This window comes from Veillonella seminalis, from assembly GCF_003992065.1.
Taxonomy (GTDB): domain Bacteria; phylum Bacillota; class Negativicutes; order Veillonellales; family Veillonellaceae; genus Veillonella_A; species Veillonella_A seminalis.
Genome location: NZ_RQUZ01000007.1, coordinates 45886 through 61148 on the forward strand (window position 1 = coordinate 45886; position 15263 = coordinate 61148).

The 15263-nt window shown below is 44.2% G+C and carries 15 protein-coding genes; all 15 read right to left on the reverse strand.

What is annotated here, in order from left to right; genetic code table 11:
* Nucleotides 1-312 precede the first annotated feature (312 nt).
* Nucleotides 313-1503 (reverse strand): DUF3084 domain-containing protein, encoded by a 1191-nt coding sequence (locus tag EO126_RS05820; RefSeq protein ID WP_006556428.1) that lies wholly within the window; start codon nt 1501-1503, stop codon nt 313-315.
* Nucleotides 1504-1802: 299 nt separating this feature from the next.
* The gene (locus tag EO126_RS05825) at nt 1803-2894 is read right to left on the reverse strand and encodes an LptF/LptG family permease (protein WP_006556427.1); all 1092 of its coding nucleotides are present in this window, start codon (nt 2892-2894) and stop codon (nt 1803-1805) included.
* A gap of 19 nt (nt 2895-2913) precedes the next feature.
* Nucleotides 2914-3633, reverse strand: a complete 720-nt coding sequence (lptB, locus tag EO126_RS05830) for an LPS export ABC transporter ATP-binding protein (protein ID WP_006556426.1) — start codon at nt 3631-3633, stop codon at nt 2914-2916.
* A 12-nt stretch (nt 3634-3645) separates the two neighbouring features.
* Entirely contained in the window at nt 3646-4359 is a 714-nt protein-coding gene (locus tag EO126_RS05835) for an LptA/OstA family protein (RefSeq protein ID WP_006556425.1), read from the reverse strand.
* A gap of 16 nt (nt 4360-4375) precedes the next feature.
* The gene (lptC, locus tag EO126_RS05840; protein WP_006556424.1) at nt 4376-4915 is read right to left on the reverse strand and encodes an LPS export ABC transporter periplasmic protein LptC; all 540 of its coding nucleotides are present in this window, start codon (nt 4913-4915) and stop codon (nt 4376-4378) included.
* Nucleotides 4902-5837, reverse strand: a complete 936-nt coding sequence (locus EO126_RS05845) for a lysophospholipid acyltransferase family protein (RefSeq protein WP_006556423.1) — start codon at nt 5835-5837, stop codon at nt 4902-4904. Before EO126_RS05845 ends, lptC begins: the two co-directional genes overlap by 14 nt.
* A 20-nt stretch (nt 5838-5857) precedes the next feature.
* On the reverse strand, nt 5858-6379 hold the full coding sequence (locus EO126_RS05850; protein ID WP_006556422.1) for a KdsC family phosphatase: 522 nt from the start codon (nt 6377-6379) through the stop codon (nt 5858-5860).
* Complete coding sequence (locus tag EO126_RS05855; protein ID WP_006556421.1) at nt 6379-7350, reverse strand: KpsF/GutQ family sugar-phosphate isomerase; 972 nt, start codon at nt 7348-7350, stop codon at nt 6379-6381. The genes EO126_RS05850 and EO126_RS05855 overlap by 1 nt, the downstream gene beginning before the upstream one ends.
* A 43-nt stretch (nt 7351-7393) precedes the next feature.
* On the reverse strand, nt 7394-8212 hold the full coding sequence (kdsA, locus tag EO126_RS05860) for a 3-deoxy-8-phosphooctulonate synthase (RefSeq protein WP_006556420.1): 819 nt from the start codon (nt 8210-8212) through the stop codon (nt 7394-7396).
* 65 nt (nt 8213-8277) lie between these two features.
* Nucleotides 8278-9009: a 3-deoxy-manno-octulosonate cytidylyltransferase gene (gene kdsB / locus EO126_RS05865; protein ID WP_006556419.1), complete on the reverse strand. Its 732-nt coding sequence runs from the start codon at nt 9007-9009 to the stop codon at nt 8278-8280.
* Nucleotides 9006-10142, reverse strand: a complete 1137-nt coding sequence (gene lpxK / locus EO126_RS05870; protein WP_006556418.1) for a tetraacyldisaccharide 4'-kinase — start codon at nt 10140-10142, stop codon at nt 9006-9008. The genes kdsB and lpxK overlap by 4 nt, the downstream gene beginning before the upstream one ends.
* Nucleotides 10143-10174: 32 nt before the next feature.
* Nucleotides 10175-11479, reverse strand: a complete 1305-nt coding sequence (locus EO126_RS05875) for a 3-deoxy-D-manno-octulosonic acid transferase (RefSeq protein WP_127007938.1) — start codon at nt 11477-11479, stop codon at nt 10175-10177.
* A 2-nt stretch (nt 11480-11481) separates the two neighbouring features.
* Nucleotides 11482-13212, reverse strand: a complete 1731-nt coding sequence (msbA, locus tag EO126_RS05880) for a lipid A export permease/ATP-binding protein MsbA (RefSeq protein ID WP_127007940.1) — start codon at nt 13210-13212, stop codon at nt 11482-11484.
* The gene (lpxB, locus tag EO126_RS05885) at nt 13199-14365 is read right to left on the reverse strand and encodes a lipid-A-disaccharide synthase (RefSeq protein WP_006556415.1); all 1167 of its coding nucleotides are present in this window, start codon (nt 14363-14365) and stop codon (nt 13199-13201) included. Before lpxB ends, msbA begins: the two co-directional genes overlap by 14 nt.
* Nucleotides 14366-14385: 20 nt before the next feature.
* Nucleotides 14386-15207, reverse strand: coding sequence for an LpxI family protein (locus tag EO126_RS05890; RefSeq protein ID WP_006556414.1), 822 nt, complete (start codon nt 15205-15207; stop codon nt 14386-14388).
* Nucleotides 15208-15263 lie beyond the last annotated feature (56 nt).

Consider the following 15263-nt stretch of genomic DNA (forward strand, 5'->3'; position numbering starts at 1 on the left):
TTTCGCAAAAAATGCTGTCGGTAGCTAAGCTATCGGCAGCATTCTATCTGTTCCATCATAGTAATCAAATCGATAACTCAGTTTATAAGCAATCCGACCATTACAATGTCTCGCATAAACTAAGGCTTTATTGCAAAAAAACATCATTGCTTTTCAAACGAATCTTTTCGATATAATTTATTATACCATATAAGTAACAAGGCTTAGTTACTAATTCTTATATAATCTATGCTTTTTTAGCATAATTAAAATCATTGAATCTCAAATTGCATTAATTTTATATACTATCAACACAACTCATTAATCCATAAATTACTCTTCAGCTGTTCGAACCGGTTCAATACGCAATTCTATTTGAATAGGACCGGTCGTATAGATATCTTCAACAGCAACCGCTTTCAAGCGAACCGGACCGCTTAAACGACTCAACTGACGAATAGCATCAAACAATTCGTCCCCCGGCAAAGATCCTACGTCACCGCTCAAAGGATCAGGTAAAATACCTTTTGCTTTGGCTTGAGCGTTTACATCTTTTAAGAAGGAAAGAACAGTAAATTGAGCATTGTCGCCGCCTTGAACATCAGCCGACCAAATCACATCGCCCTTATCATAAACCTTTTGATACGGATACGCATGAATTTCAGCCAAAGCCGCTTCACCGTAAATAATATTGGCTGCTGCCGTAACACGAATTGTCATCGGTTCCGTAGCACTGGCAACCTGTTTGGCCACTTCATCCAAATTACTGCGACTTACATAAATTACAGCACGGTTTTCATCAATGCCGAGGCGACGTAAAATCAAGCCGTTAGTATCATTTAAAATACTGCTGATTGCTTTGGCACTTTCCTCTTCCGACAACCCCGGACGAACTAAAGCACCGCTTAAAACTTCGCCGACACGGAACAGAACGGTCCCTTCACGTACATGGGTAATCCCATCTTCCAGCCGCTTAGTGGTAACTCGCAAATCTTCAATATGTTGTTCCAATTCCTGACGAGTATTTTCAAGGCTTTTAATATCTTTCGCCGATTGTGCCAAACGAGCATCAGCCTGACGATACGCATCCTGTACGGAAACCAGTTCTTCACTCATGGCATTACGAGCTGCCCGTGCTTCTTCCAACTCAGCCTGGGTAGCCTGTACGTCCTGACGCATTGAGTTTAACGCAACCGTCTTCTCACTCAATTCTTTCTTACCTGCTTCTAATTCTTTATTCTTAGCCGCTACATCACTATTAAGTTGATTCATTTCCGCTCTCAATTGTTCCATCCCAAAAAGAGCAATGCGGACATTTTCCGAAGCAATAGCCAACACGCCTAATGTAAATGCAGAAATTAAAATCCCTGTAACAATTGTCATAATAATAGATGTATGTTTAGGTCTGAGGCCGAAAATGGACATACGACGCTTACCGATTTTCGTACCTAATTTATCGCCAATGAAAGCAATGGCGCCGCCCATGATAGCAATAATTAAGATTATATTTAAACCGACCAACATGTCGAGCGCACTCCTTTCTGTCTTATAATCAAATCTGTTGTTGTATACTCAACCTTTATTTTATATAACGGTCTGCTACTTATTTAATTACATTTGCTAATGAGAAACTGAAACTTATAGGTTCCGTTTCTATTGTACTCTATTTTCAAGAAAAGAAAAAGTAAAGTCCATGAAAAAAATCGTCATTTTATAGTCTCGGGATTATCCGACAATAATCGGCAATAAACATGGTCTGTCATCACCTTATAAAAAATGACCTTGGCAAGCAGAGCTACCAAGGTCATTTATCGTTATAAAACTTATTTAGAAACTTTCCAGTTGAGCCATAAGCCCGCTATAATCCCCAACGTATCGGGAATAACTGCCGCTACAAGCGGCGGTAAGGCTCCGCCTTTACCGAGAGCGCCCGTGAATGTCATAATCCCGTAATACACGAAGATAATGATAACACTGAGACCGAAACCGATGGATGAGCTGGAGCGTTGCTTCTGAAGCCCTAAAGGAGCTCCCACCAAAGCGAATACAAAGCTGGCAATCGGAATGGTAAAGCGTTGATACATTTCCATTTCCCACTTCGTAGCCGTTACATAACTTGCATTTAACGCTTTTATTTGCTGACGCAATTCTTTAATCGTCATTTCTTGCGGATCACGCTGTTCCTGCGAAATCTGATCCGGATCTTTAGCTATCGGCAATACCTGGTCTTTAAAACGCATAGTACGTTCCACACCGTTGCCGTCAGCAGCCAAATCATAGATAACACCGTTGTGCATTACCCAATAGGTACCGTTCCAGGTAGCCGTATCGGCATGCTCAATCTGTGTGACTTCACCATTCGTGAAAAGCTGGGCCGTAACACCGTTAATGAGCTTAGTCGTTGAATCATATCGTTTGGCATACATAAGGGTACTGATATTGTCCCCTTCCATCGTTTTCAAAACAATATGCTCTTGAGCCGGCGGTTCTGCCTGTTTTTTAATCTCATTTCGAATAATATTCTGATACGCATGGTTTGACGCCGGGACTACATATTCGTTGAAGGCAATAGCGCCGATAGAAATAAAAAACGCCGCAATATATACCGGCATGGCCAAGCGCAAAAAGCTCATGCCACCGGCACGCATTACGATAATCTCACTAGTACCGCTCAAACGACCGAACGCCAAAAGTGAAGCCAAGAGTACCGCCATCGGGAACGTAAGCACCACAATACTCGGCAAAGCCAAAATAAAGGCTCTCGTTACCGACCATAAGGATGCCCCGTATTCTGTAATGTATTGTGCAATACGGAATAAGGTACCGGTCCCTACGAAGATACTGGTAAACGCGAAAATACCGAAGAGAAAGGGGCCTATAAAGCTTTTTAAAATATATTTATCTAATATTCGCATGTTCTTATATCACCAGCCCCTACATGTTAAAACTGTCACCTAAATAATGTTTACGCGCCACCGGACTGTTGGCAACTTCATCGGCCGAACCTTCTAAAAGAATCTTGCCATTGCTCAAAATATATGCTCGGTCAACGATGCCCAATGTTTCACGCACATTATGGTCCGTAATCAATACACCGATGCCACGGGCCTTCAAATGACGAATAATCGACTGAATATCGGCCACGGCAATCGGATCAACGCCGGCAAACGGTTCATCCAATAAGATAAAACGCGGTGCCAACGCAATACAACGAGCAATTTCAACACGACGACGTTCACCGCCGGATAATTGCATACCCGTGCGATGACGCACATGTTCAATATGGAACTCTTGTAGTAAGGACTCCACCGTTTCTGCAATCTCCGCCTTCGATTTAGTCGTTGTTTCCAACATGGCGCGGATATTGTCTTCCACAGAAAGGGAGCGAAATACGGATGCTTCCTGCGGCAAATAACCGATCCCCTGATCGGCTCGTTTATACATGGGCATCTTCGTAATATCTTTCTCCCCGATAGTGATTGTCCCTTTATTCGGTTTTTCGATTCCTACTATCATATAGAAGGTAGTTGTCTTACCGGCCCCGTTAGGACCCAGCAACCCCACAACTTCGCCTTCTTCTACGCGAACGCTGACACCATCCACAACATTGCGTCCCTTATAGGTTTTTACTAAATCTCGGGTTTCAATAAACATTCAAACGACTCCTTACTGCTGAGGCGTAATAATCAAAGTACTGCGCCCACCTACAGTTTGTACTGAATTATCCTGCATTTCTAATTTTAATTCCGGTGCATTAAGTACATTACCGTTTTGTACGGCATGTGCATTACCGGTTAAATAAGCGACACCGTCATTCTGCCCCGGAGTCTGCGTATACACTGCATTATCGGCGCTGGCATCCAAATTATGTTTAGCACTGTGCAAAGTTACATTACCTTCGGCGGTAGCGCGAATCTGGTTAAGCCAGCCTTGCACATAATCACCGGTCAATACGGCATCATCCATAACAAGTTTGGCATTGCCGCGCGACGTACCATACTCGGTTGTCGTGTTATACGTAACGGTATCACCGAATACCTGTTTAGTGTCTTTTTGTAAACGTACATTACCGGTAGCTTGCAACTGCTCATTGTTAGTACTGTGCAATGTCTGAGCCGATAAGGATGTATCGGTACCAATCATGCTGACACCACCGGTTAAATCAGCTTCCTGTGTCTTCGTGTTGTACCAACCTGCCTTGCCGGTCATCGTTTTATCTTCATTGATGATTACCACATTGCCGTTAGCTTTGGCAATCCCGCTGTTACCGTCATATTCCAAGGTGTCGGCGGTAATGGACATATTGGATGCAGCCGCCCAAACCGGCACGGCAAACCCTGCCACGATGGCTGCTACAGCCATAACTTTTGACAATTTCATGTGTGAAATCCTCCCATCACTTCTTTACTAATTTAGCATGACCCTTAGCCATGACTTTATTCAATACTACATCGGCTTCCAATTGATCGCCGGTTACCACAGCATCATTATTACTGAAGGTAAACGGTGTTTCAGATGTCAATTTTTTCGTCTTATTATCAAAAGAAATCGCTTCTGTGGTCAATTCCGTATCGCCACCGTCAGTACCTTTTACACCGCCGGCTAACTGCATTTTATTATGGTCACCCGTCATATAACCGCGCGGAGCCGTTACGACCAAAGTTTTATTGCCGTCATAAAAGGTACCTTTCATATTGGTCAGATAAATTTCTTTGGTTTTAGGATTCACTTTAATCTGTTCCGCCGAAACGGCCCAAGCTGTTTTGCCGTCTTGTTCTTCTGTGATGGTTGAGCCTTCAAAGGTCACTAAATTCCCCTTCGGTTGCGTCGGATCTTCCGGCGTTTCCGTATCACTGATTATAAATATCCAGATAAACGCCCCCACCAAAGCCAGTACGATAGCTATGCCTAAAATCGTTTTCTTATTTTTTAGCATGAACTGCGTCCCTCACCTTCAGTTTTTCCTCAATATCCACAATCTCATTTAATTTGGTATTCCAACGATGTTGGAACCACAACCATTCGGTAGGGTGCTGTCTGATAAAATCTTCCGTAACTCGTACGGTTGCTTCCGTCAGACGATAAATATCTTCCGCTTCATTCCCCGTATCTTCGTAGTAAAGCGGCGGTAATATTTCCACTACATGACCTACACCATTCGGTTTACGATATGTAAAAACAGGTACCACCGGTGCCTTAAACTTCTGAGCAAAGGTAGCCGGGCCGGTAACAGCCGACGACTCCTGGCCCAAAAATTCAACCGGCAAGCCCTGAATATAACCGTCCTGATCGGCTAAGAAGCCAAGCAGTTTTTTCTGTTTCATCGCTTTAACGGCACGAATCATTTCAGAACCGCCGCGAGCAAACACTTCAAGCCCTACCATTTCACGATATTCATTGAGTAATCGCGTAACTTGAGCATTCGGCTGTTTTTTAACAATTGTCGTAGACGGATAACCGCAAGCAGCCAATGCTGCGCCCATCCATTCCCAGTTGCCCACATGAGCCGTCAAAATAACGACCCCGCGTTGTTCAGCCAATGCTTTATCCAAATATTCCAAACCGTGCAATTCAATATGCTCGGCAATAAATTCCTTAGTTAAGTTAGGCATGTACAAAATTTCAAAAGCGGAACGGCCTAAATTTTTGAATAATTCACATAAAATTCGGTTTGCTTCCTCTTCCGAAACGTTCATACCTTTCATGACATTATAAATGCCGCGTTTCTTTTGTTTTTTGCCAAACAGCGAATATAAAGGCCCGATTGTTGCCCCTATCCGAAGTATCGTGCGATACGACAATTTACAAGTCAACGCACTTAAGCCTTTTAACAGTTTATATTGCCACTCATTTGACATACCGTACGTACCTCCTTTCGCTATTGTCCCTGACTATATATTTCATTCTTATAATCTTCAACCAATTCATCCCAACGGCCGTTTTCTTTAAAAATATGCTCAATAGCTTCACGAACGGCTCCATGACCGCCCAATTTTGAAGCTATAAATTTAGCAACAGCTTTTACTTCCGCTACACCGTTAGCCGGTGCCATAGGATACCCCACAGTGTGAAGTGCGCCCAAATCATTTAAATCATCGCCCATGTAGGCCATTTCTGAAGTTGAAATCCCCAACTCTTCGGCTAACTCATTGATAGCAGCCGTCTTATTATGACAGGCCATGCGGACAAAATCAAATTTTAATTCTTCCGTGCGACGCTCTACCATTTTAGAATAACGTCCCGTAATAACGGCTAATTTCAAACCGCCTCGCCGTGCTAAAGCAAGGCCCAAGCCGTCTTGGGAATTAAAGACTTTAATTTCATCTCCGGCAGCGGTATAAATAATACCGCCTTCGGTCATGACGCCATCTACATCTAATATTAAACAGCGTACTTTCATTATACAATACCTCGACGCAACAAGTCTGTAATATGTACAATACCTAAACATTGTTTATTTTCATCAACCACCGGTAATACCGTAATTGGTCGCGGCTGATTTTTTTCCATTAAGTGAAGCGCTTCCGCAGCGAGCTTATCTTTGGTAATGGTACGCGGCATAGTAGTCATCATGTCTTCCACCGGCCATTCCAAGAAATTGCTGCCCGCATCAAGACCGCGACGAATGTCACCATCCGTAACCAATCCGATTAATTGGCCTTCTTCATCAACCACATTGGTAGCACCGAGACCTTTTTCCGTCATGACAAATAAAGCATCACGCACGCTGGCCCCTTTATAAACTACCGGATTATCTTCACCGCTGTGCATAATATTTTCAACGGTTAAGAGTAATTTGCGCCCCAAAGAGCCACCCGGATGGAAAATAGCAAAGTTTTCCGGCGTAAATTTATGTCGATCCAAGAGACATACGGCTAACGCGTCACCCAAAGCCAACGCTACCGTTGTACTGGTCGTCGGAGCCAAACCGAGCGGACAAGCTTCCCGTTCTACTTCAACCAATAAAACAATGTCCGAATTTTTGGCCAAGGTGGAGTTATGTTTGCCTACTACACTGATTAACTTTGCTCCGATGCGCCGTAATGAAGGCAATAAACTAATCACTTCGCCGGTTTCACCGCTATTGGAAAAAGCCAGTACGATATCTTCCGAGGTAACCATACCGAGATCTCCGTGAACACCTTCACCGGGATGCAGAAACAAAGCCGGTGTGCCCGTGGATGCCAAAGTAGCCGCCACTTTACGGGCAATGTGACCGGATTTGCCCATACCGGTGCAAACCACGCGTCCATGAGAATTTAAAATCATATTCACCGCATCGATGAAATTACCGTCTAAAGTTGTGATTAATTTTTCAATAGCCTGTGCTTCTTCGTGAAGCACTTGAGCCGCTTGCTCCAAAACGTTCATGGATGTTCCATCCCCTCTATTCGTCAATTCGTCAATTCGTTAATTAACCTTTAACAATTTTGTCAATTGCTACTAAATCGCGCAACATAGCTTCTAAATCATCCAAACGAACCATGTTGGGACCATCGGATAATGCTTCTTCCGGATTGTCATGAACTTCCATGAAGAAACCGTCAACACCGGCACCGGCAGCTGCACGTGCTAAATTAGGCACAAATTCACGCTGACCGGATGAGCTGGTGCCGGCACCGCCAGGCAATTGTACGCTATGCGTAGCATCAAAAATAACAGGGTAACCAAAGCTGCGCATAATCGGGAAGGAACGCATATCAACAACAAGATTGTTGTAGCCGAAAGTAGCTCCGCGTTCCGTGAGCATCAAATTCTGATTGCCCGCTTCTTCCACTTTTTTAACAACATTGCTCATATCTTTCGGAGCCAAGAATTGACCTTTTTTAATGCTTACGGCTTTACCGGTTTTAGCGGCACCGTATACGAGGTCGGTCTGACGGCATAAGAAAGCCGGAATTTGCAAGATATCAAGAACTTCGGCAGCCGGTTCAATCTGTTCAATCGAATGAATGTCGCTGATGATTGGAACCTGTAATTCTTTTTTAATATGAGCTAAGATTTTAAGCCCTTCCACAAGACCCGGGCCGCGGAAAGAATTAAAGCTGGAGCGATTTGCTTTGTCAAACGAAGCTTTAAAGATATACGGAATGCCGACGCGTTCACAAATTTCTTTGGCACGACGACCGATATTCAGCGTACGTTCCGGATCTTCAATTACACAAGGGCCGGCCATCAAAAAGAGACCTTTGCCGCCACCGAGGGTTAAGTTGCCTACTTTAACTTCTTTCATGAATATCTCCTTATATAATACACGTTGAACTTAAAATTTATATGTAAAAACCGACGATTTCACGATTATTCAGCCTGTTTTTTAAAAATTTCATTAACAGCTGCCAAATCTTCCGGCGTATCAACACCGATAAAACGGGCATCGGTTTTTATAACTTGAATTGTTACCCCATTCTCCAGAGCTCGCAACTGTTCCAACGATTCGGTCAGTTCTGCCGGTGTCGGTGCCATTTTGGCAAACTCCAGAAGGAACTCACGGGTGTATGCATAAATGCCGATATGTTTAAGCGGTGCATTCACAAAGGCATTGCGAGGATACGGAATCAAGGAACGGGAAAAATACATAGCCTGCCCTTTTAGATTACAGATAACTTTTACAGCCGACGGTTCATTATACTCCGCTTCGTTAAGCGGTGCCCCGACAGTAGCCATCTTAAGAGCTTCATCCGTGCGGAACAAAGCGCCCAAACTATCGATTAAATCCGGTGCAATCAACGGTTCATCGCCCTGTACATTAATAATTACATCAATATCGGGTCTGGCCTCAGCTACTTCGGCCAATCGATCGGTACCGGTTAGATGATCAACCTTCGTCATAATGGCCGTGCCGCCAAATGCCTGTACCACATCAAATACACGGGCATCATCGGTGGCTACAATGACTTCATCGGGTACGGCTGCTTTTGCCACTTGTTCGTACACACGTTGAATCATCGGTTTACCGGCAATATCCGCCAATGGTTTGCCCGGCAAACGCGTTGATGCATATCGTGCCGGAATGACGCAAGCTATTTTCATAACGTATCCTTCTTTCCTAAACCTTTAATGTATGCTTTAAACTCTTCTTCGCCCTTGATAAATTCAATACCGATAGGGATAACAAATACAGGAATTTTTAAATCATGAACGGCTTGCATTTGACTTAATTTAACGGCATCCTTTTCTGTCGTTACGATAGCCGTAGCACCTTTGGCAAAAGCCGTACACCACATTTTTACCACATCATCGGTAGTATATTCGTGATGATCACCGAAATCAAGACTATCTAAGACTTCATATCCTAACGCGGTCAAGGTATGACGGAAAGATTCAGGACGACCGATACCGCTCACCGTCAAAAATTTATGCTGAACAACACCTGCCGCAGATGCTTGCGGATCTTCATTGCGTTCCCAAGAATCTAAAGTTTGCAGCCCCAACGGTTTGTGAATTGTCTCCATAATCGGCACATTCGGAGCCAATTGTTCAAGACGATGTTTAATCCCGAATAAAATATCAGCCGGCACCTGATCTGTTTTAGTCAATACAAACAAATCAGCTCGACGTAAACCGTCTAACGGTTCCCGCAAAAGGCCGCGCGGCAACACATGTTCGTAGCCGAACGGGTTGGCCGCATCAATCAGTACGATATCTAAATCACGAGCCAATTTACGATGCTGAAAGCCATCGTCCAATACAAGTATATCACTGCCAAGCGTAGTTGTCGCCAATTGAGCGGAGGCCACTCGTTCACGACCGATAACTACACTGGTATGCCCCAAGCCTTTGCCTAAGAGCCATGCTTCGTCACCGCTCACGGCAGGGGTTACTTCCAAACGGCCGCGGTGCGATACAACGATGGTATCCTGGTTGTCCTCAGCGCGGTAACCGCGACTAAGTACAGCCGGTGCCTTATTTAACGCTTCCAAAAATTGACAGATGTAGCGCACCATCGGCGTTTTACCCGTACCGCCGGCCGTAATATTGCCGACGCTGATAACGGGTACAGTCGCTCGCGTTACGCCTTCATATTTATCAAATTTTTGATTACGATAGGTCGCACCTTGGGCATATACCAGGCTTAGTAAACCGAGACCGCCTCTGGCTACATCAGCCAACGGCCCTTTTGCCCGGCCGCTCACCAACTCTTTAAACAGTTGTTCCCCTTTCATGAGCTCTTACCTCCTTTACCGTAAACCGCTATTTACGGAATGATGTGATAACTTTCAAATAATTTACGCAACTCTTCCGTATTGCGCTGAGTAGCTCCGCGATTTTCATAAATAATGTCCAGGCAATTTTTTCCCATCGTATCACGAAGTTCTTTATTTTTGCACAACATAAGCATTGTATCTGTTAACGTTTTGCCATCCTTAACCATGAGACAGGCTTTACGTGAACTTAAGAGTGAATAAATTTCTTTAAAATTGAACATATGCGGCCCAACCAGAATCGGTTTACCGTGAGCCGCCGGTTCCAAAATATTATGACCACCTGTTCGTACCAGCGAACCGCCTACAAATATAATATCGCCTAAACTGTAAAGACGTCCCAATTCGCCGATGGTATCGAGTACTACTACCGGCGTCTTTTCATGTACCGGTCCGGTCATTTCACTGCGACAAATAGATTTTAAGCCAAACTTCTCGGCCAGTGCTTTCACATCATTGCCGCGCATAATCTCACGTGGTGCAATTAATAAACGAGCTTCCGGATAAGCTTTCAAAATTTCATTAAAAGCATTCAAAACGGCATCTTCTTCACCACGATGAGTACTGCCTGCTACAATGATCGGATGGTTACGGCCAAAACCGAATTCATCCTGCAGCTTAAGTTTCTCCTCATCCGTTACCTGTGCATACGTCTGATCGTATTTTGTATTACCCGTTACGGTAATGCGTTCTTTGGCTGCCCCCAGATACTCAATATATTCCGCATCCAATTTAGATTGCATGCAGAAATATTGAATCGAAGCGAGCATTTCTTTAGTAAACGAACGAATCATCCAATAGCGTTTCATACTGCGATCGCTGATACGCCCATTTACCATCATCACTGGAATTTTTTCATTTTCCGCAATGCGCAAGAAGTTCGGCCAAATTTCAGTTTCAACCAATAAAATCGTAATCGGTTTAATGATATCAAGAATACGACGTGTCAAAAACGGCAAATCCAAAGGGAAAAAGATAATCCCTTCTGCTTCCGGAATAATGCGATACGCCATGGCATGACCGGTTGCGGTAACAACAGATACAACTACAACCGCTTCCGGAAATTTTTTCTTAATATCTTTAACAATCGGACTGGTTGCTACGATTTCACCAACCGAAGCGGCATGCACCCAAATGGCACGACGCCCTTCAATTTTACGCATCAAGGTGTCGGGCATGAAACCGGCACTCTGCCGAATACGCTCGTAGAACCCTTCTTCAAACGCCAGGCGATAGAGGATGACCGGTATCAAACCAATCCAATATATAATTAGTAATATGTTGTATACCCAATACATCCTTAGTGTCCTTTACTAGCAAATTGCACCGAATATAAATGTTGATAAAGACCGTTTTGAGCGAGTAAATCTTCATGAGTCCCCATTTCTTCAATATGGCCCTGACGCAAGACAATAATCTGATCCGCATTCTTGATGGTACTGAGGCGGTGAGCAATAACAAAAGCCGTGCGGCCCTTCATCAAACGCTCCAACGCTTCCTGTACTAACTTTTCGCTTTCCGTATCAAGTGCGGATGTAGCTTCATCTAAGATCAAAATCTTAGGATTCTTCAAAATAGCACGGGCAATAGCGATACGTTGTCGCTGACCGCCCGATAAAGAACTGCCGCGTTCACCCACCATAGTATCGAAACCATGCGGTAATTTTTCAATAAATTCCAACGCATTGGCCGCTTTAGCTGCCGCGTACACTTCTTCTTCCGTACCGTCTAAACGGCCGTATAAAATATTATCACGAATTGTCGAGTTAAATAACATCGTTTCCTGAGGCACCAAACCTACTTGTTCTCGCAACGAATTAAATGTCACATCGCGTACATCGATACCATCAATGCGCAATGTCCCCGAAGTTACATCATAAAAGCGCGGTAACAAATTGGCAATCGTTGTTTTACCGGCACCTGACGGACCTACAATGGCCACAACGCGGCCGGCCGGCACCGTAAGCGATACATCATTTAAAGCCATTTTTTCACCGTCATAGGAGAACGACACATGATCGAACTCAACCTGCCCTGCTAAATCAGGTAAGGCAACGGCATCTTTTTTCTCTTTAACTTCCGGTTCCGTATCCAAAATCTCAAACACACGGTCGCCGGCAGCCATAGCTTTTTGAATATTGCCGTATACTTGACTTAATCGCTTAACCGGGTTGGACAAGTTAATCGCATAAATCAAGAAAGCGATTAAAGACCCGGCGGAAATCGCACCGGTAACTACGGAATAACCGCCGTACCAGAGAATTACCGTTACCGCAATAGCGGCGGAAAATTCAACGAGCGGGCTCAACAAAGCGGATAACTTGGTAGCTTTCATAGCAGCCAGAAAATTGCGCTTATTTTCCTTTTCAAAACGTACAACTTCGTAATCTTCACGGGCAAAGGAGCGAACAACGCGAATCCCGGAAATAACTTCCTGCAAAAGCGACGTAATATCCGCTATACGGCCCTGTACTTCATGACCGGCAGAGCGTAAACGTTTGCCGAAAATATTGATAAGGCCAAGCACAATCGGCACGATAATCAGTGTTACCAAGGTGAGCTTCCAGTCGATAAGAATCATAGAAACCAAAGACCCCACCAACGTAACCCCTTCGGTAATGAAGGAAATCAGATTATCGACGATAGCCGTCTGTAAAGCCCCGACGTCATTTGTTAAATTACTCATGACTACGCCCGTCTTACGACGATCAAAATACGCTTGATCAAGACGTTGTAAATGTTTAAACAGGGCTTCGCGAATGTCGATGATAACGCGCTGACCGATATAGCTCATAGTGTAAGTCTGGCCGTAGGTGGCAAAGCCACGCACTAAGAATACCAATAAAATAGCAACCACGATGAGATTTAACATGGCCATATCTTTGGCTTGAAGCACGTCATCCACAACGTTTTTAATAAGCCAAGGCACTACTAAATAAGCAGCTGCCGCTAAAATCATACAAACAAGACCGAATACCAAGCGTCCGATATATGGTTTGATGTATACTAATAATCGTTTATAACTTCCCATTCATATCCTCCGAAACCTTATGACTCTCGCCGGCCACGGATGCTACCAATTGGGCCACCCGCTCCACTGCCCCGGCTCCGCCCAACGCTTCTTTAACGTGGTGCAAATCTTCAATCATGGTATTTCGTCTAGCCGAATCATCCAGCAGCGAATTCAATTGTGCTGCAATATTCACAGGTGTTACCTCGCCCTGCAATAATTCGGGAATCACTTCACGGCCCGCCACAATATTCGGCAAGCCCACATGAGTTAAATTAACCAATAATTTGCCAAGCATAAATGTTACCGGCGATAAACGGTACAGCAAAATGGTAGGCAACCCCATTAAAGCTGTTTCAAGCGTTGCCGTTCCCGACGCCGCCAAACATAAATCACAGCTTTGCATCAAGTCATAAGTATGATCTTCCGTTATGGTAACCGGCACCTTATATTTGACAATAATCGCATCTAATTCTTCTTTATCAATCGTATGCGCACGCGGCAAGTAAAATGCCAAATTGCTATGCTTTTGCATAACAAGCTCCGCACCTGCCAACATGCGGTCCAAAAGTCCCATTACTTCCTGCTTGCGACTTCCCGGCATGAGTAATATCCGTTTAGTATCAGCCGGCATATTGAAATAGGCTGTGCTTTCTTCATAGCTCATAGTCGGCTTCACAATATCTACCAACGGATTCCCCACAAATTCCACATCAACGCCAAACTCGCGATAGGCTTCCGCTTCAAACGGAAATATGGAGGCTACTTTCGTCACGGTTTTAGCAATATCTTTACCGCGACTGCGATGCCATGCCCAAATAGTAGGCGCAATATAATATACAACCGGAATTCCCAGGTCATGAGCCACTTTAGCCAGTTTCATATTAAAACCGGGATAATCTACACAGACCAACACATCCGGCTTTTCCCGTATCATAATTTCTTTTAAATAAGTTCTTAGTTTGAAAAAAGAAGGCAATGCCTTAACAATTTCCACAATGCCGATATAGCCGAGTTGTTTAATATCATAAACAATCTCAACACCGGCCGCAGCCATGAGCGAACCGCCCATACCGAGCATGGTTACTTCGGGATATAATTTTTTTAACGCACCGGCCACACTGGCTGCATGCGTATCGCCCGATGCTTCTCCGGCGGAAAACATGACTTTCATCAGAACCTCCAAGATATTAATTATTCTTCATCGGGACCGTCAACGGCACAGATGATTAATCCTTTTTCATTGGCCAGCTTAAGAACTTCTTCCTGTTCTACAAAGATTGTTCGCTCCGCTTCCATAGCCAAAATTTTACAATCACTGTCGAGCATGGATTTGATTGTCGTAAGGCCTACGGCCGGCACATCAAAGCGTACATCCTGGCGCGGCTTGGCCGTTTTTACAACCACCGCATTACCGCGTCCCAAGGCACCGCCACGCTTAATGCAGGCATCAGTACCTTCAATCGCTTCTATCGCCATGACCGCCATGTCTTTAACCACTACGGTCTGACCGATATCAAGTCCGCCCATTTGTTTTGCCACATCAAAACCGAAGAGGATATCCGCCATTTGTTCCTTGGACGGTTTGGCTTTCGTCAAAACGCCCGCCTTAGGCATAAGCGGTTTCATATAAACGGTCTGGTCTACTACGTTAATACCTTCTTTATGCAACTCTTCCACAATAGTCAGCATAATGGTATCATCTTTGCGATTACGCAATTTCGTCAACAACCGAATAGTGCGTAAATCCGGCATTACCAACCCTTTAAATAAAATCTCTTTTGTTACTTTGCCCAGCATAGTAACTTCCGTGATGCCTTCTTTATGAAGTGTTTTAAAGATTTTATCAATTTTAGCCACATTAATTTCATAAAACGCATCAGCTTCCGCTCTAAGTGCCGGTTCCGTGTCGGGAATAACAGCAATAACGACTACTTCATAGCCTTCCGATTGCGCTGCTCGTAAAAATTCTACCGGCAATTTACCTACGCCGGCCAGTAATCCGACTTTTGCCATCGTTTCCTCCCAGTTTTTTATAGACATAATATATTATATTATATCAAATTTCACCT

Bases quoted from the DNA above. Each gene is read 5' to 3' on its own strand.
- EO126_RS05820 (WP_006556428.1), bottom strand. From the start codon at position 1,503: ATGTTGGTCGGTTTAAATATAATCTTAATTATTGCTATCATGGGCGGC.
- EO126_RS05825 (WP_006556427.1), bottom strand. From the start codon at position 2,894: ATGCGAATATTAGATAAATATATTTTAAAAAGCTTTATAGGCCCCTTT.
- lptB (WP_006556426.1), bottom strand. From the start codon at position 3,633: ATGTTTATTGAAACCCGAGATTTAGTAAAAACCTATAAGGGACGCAAT.
- EO126_RS05835 (WP_006556425.1), bottom strand. From the start codon at position 4,359: ATGAAATTGTCAAAAGTTATGGCTGTAGCAGCCATCGTGGCAGGGTTT.
- lptC (WP_006556424.1), bottom strand. From the start codon at position 4,915: ATGCTAAAAAATAAGAAAACGATTTTAGGCATAGCTATCGTACTGGCT.
- EO126_RS05845 (WP_006556423.1), bottom strand. From the start codon at position 5,837: ATGTCAAATGAGTGGCAATATAAACTGTTAAAAGGCTTAAGTGCGTTG.
- EO126_RS05850 (WP_006556422.1), bottom strand. From the start codon at position 6,379: ATGAAAGTACGCTGTTTAATATTAGATGTAGATGGCGTCATGACCGAA.
- EO126_RS05855 (WP_006556421.1), bottom strand. From the start codon at position 7,350: ATGAACGTTTTGGAGCAAGCGGCTCAAGTGCTTCACGAAGAAGCACAG.
- kdsA (WP_006556420.1), bottom strand. From the start codon at position 8,212: ATGAAAGAAGTTAAAGTAGGCAACTTAACCCTCGGTGGCGGCAAAGGT.
- kdsB (WP_006556419.1), bottom strand. From the start codon at position 9,009: ATGAAAATAGCTTGCGTCATTCCGGCACGATATGCATCAACGCGTTTG.
- lpxK (WP_006556418.1), bottom strand. From the start codon at position 10,142: ATGAAAGGGGAACAACTGTTTAAAGAGTTGGTGAGCGGCCGGGCAAAA.
- EO126_RS05875 (WP_127007938.1), bottom strand. From the start codon at position 11,479: ATGTATTGGGTATACAACATATTACTAATTATATATTGGATTGGTTTG.
- msbA (WP_127007940.1), bottom strand. From the start codon at position 13,212: ATGGGAAGTTATAAACGATTATTAGTATACATCAAACCATATATCGGA.
- lpxB (WP_006556415.1), bottom strand. From the start codon at position 14,365: ATGAAAGTCATGTTTTCCGCCGGAGAAGCATCGGGCGATACGCATGCA.
- EO126_RS05890 (WP_006556414.1), bottom strand. From the start codon at position 15,207: ATGGCAAAAGTCGGATTACTGGCCGGCGTAGGTAAATTGCCGGTAGAA.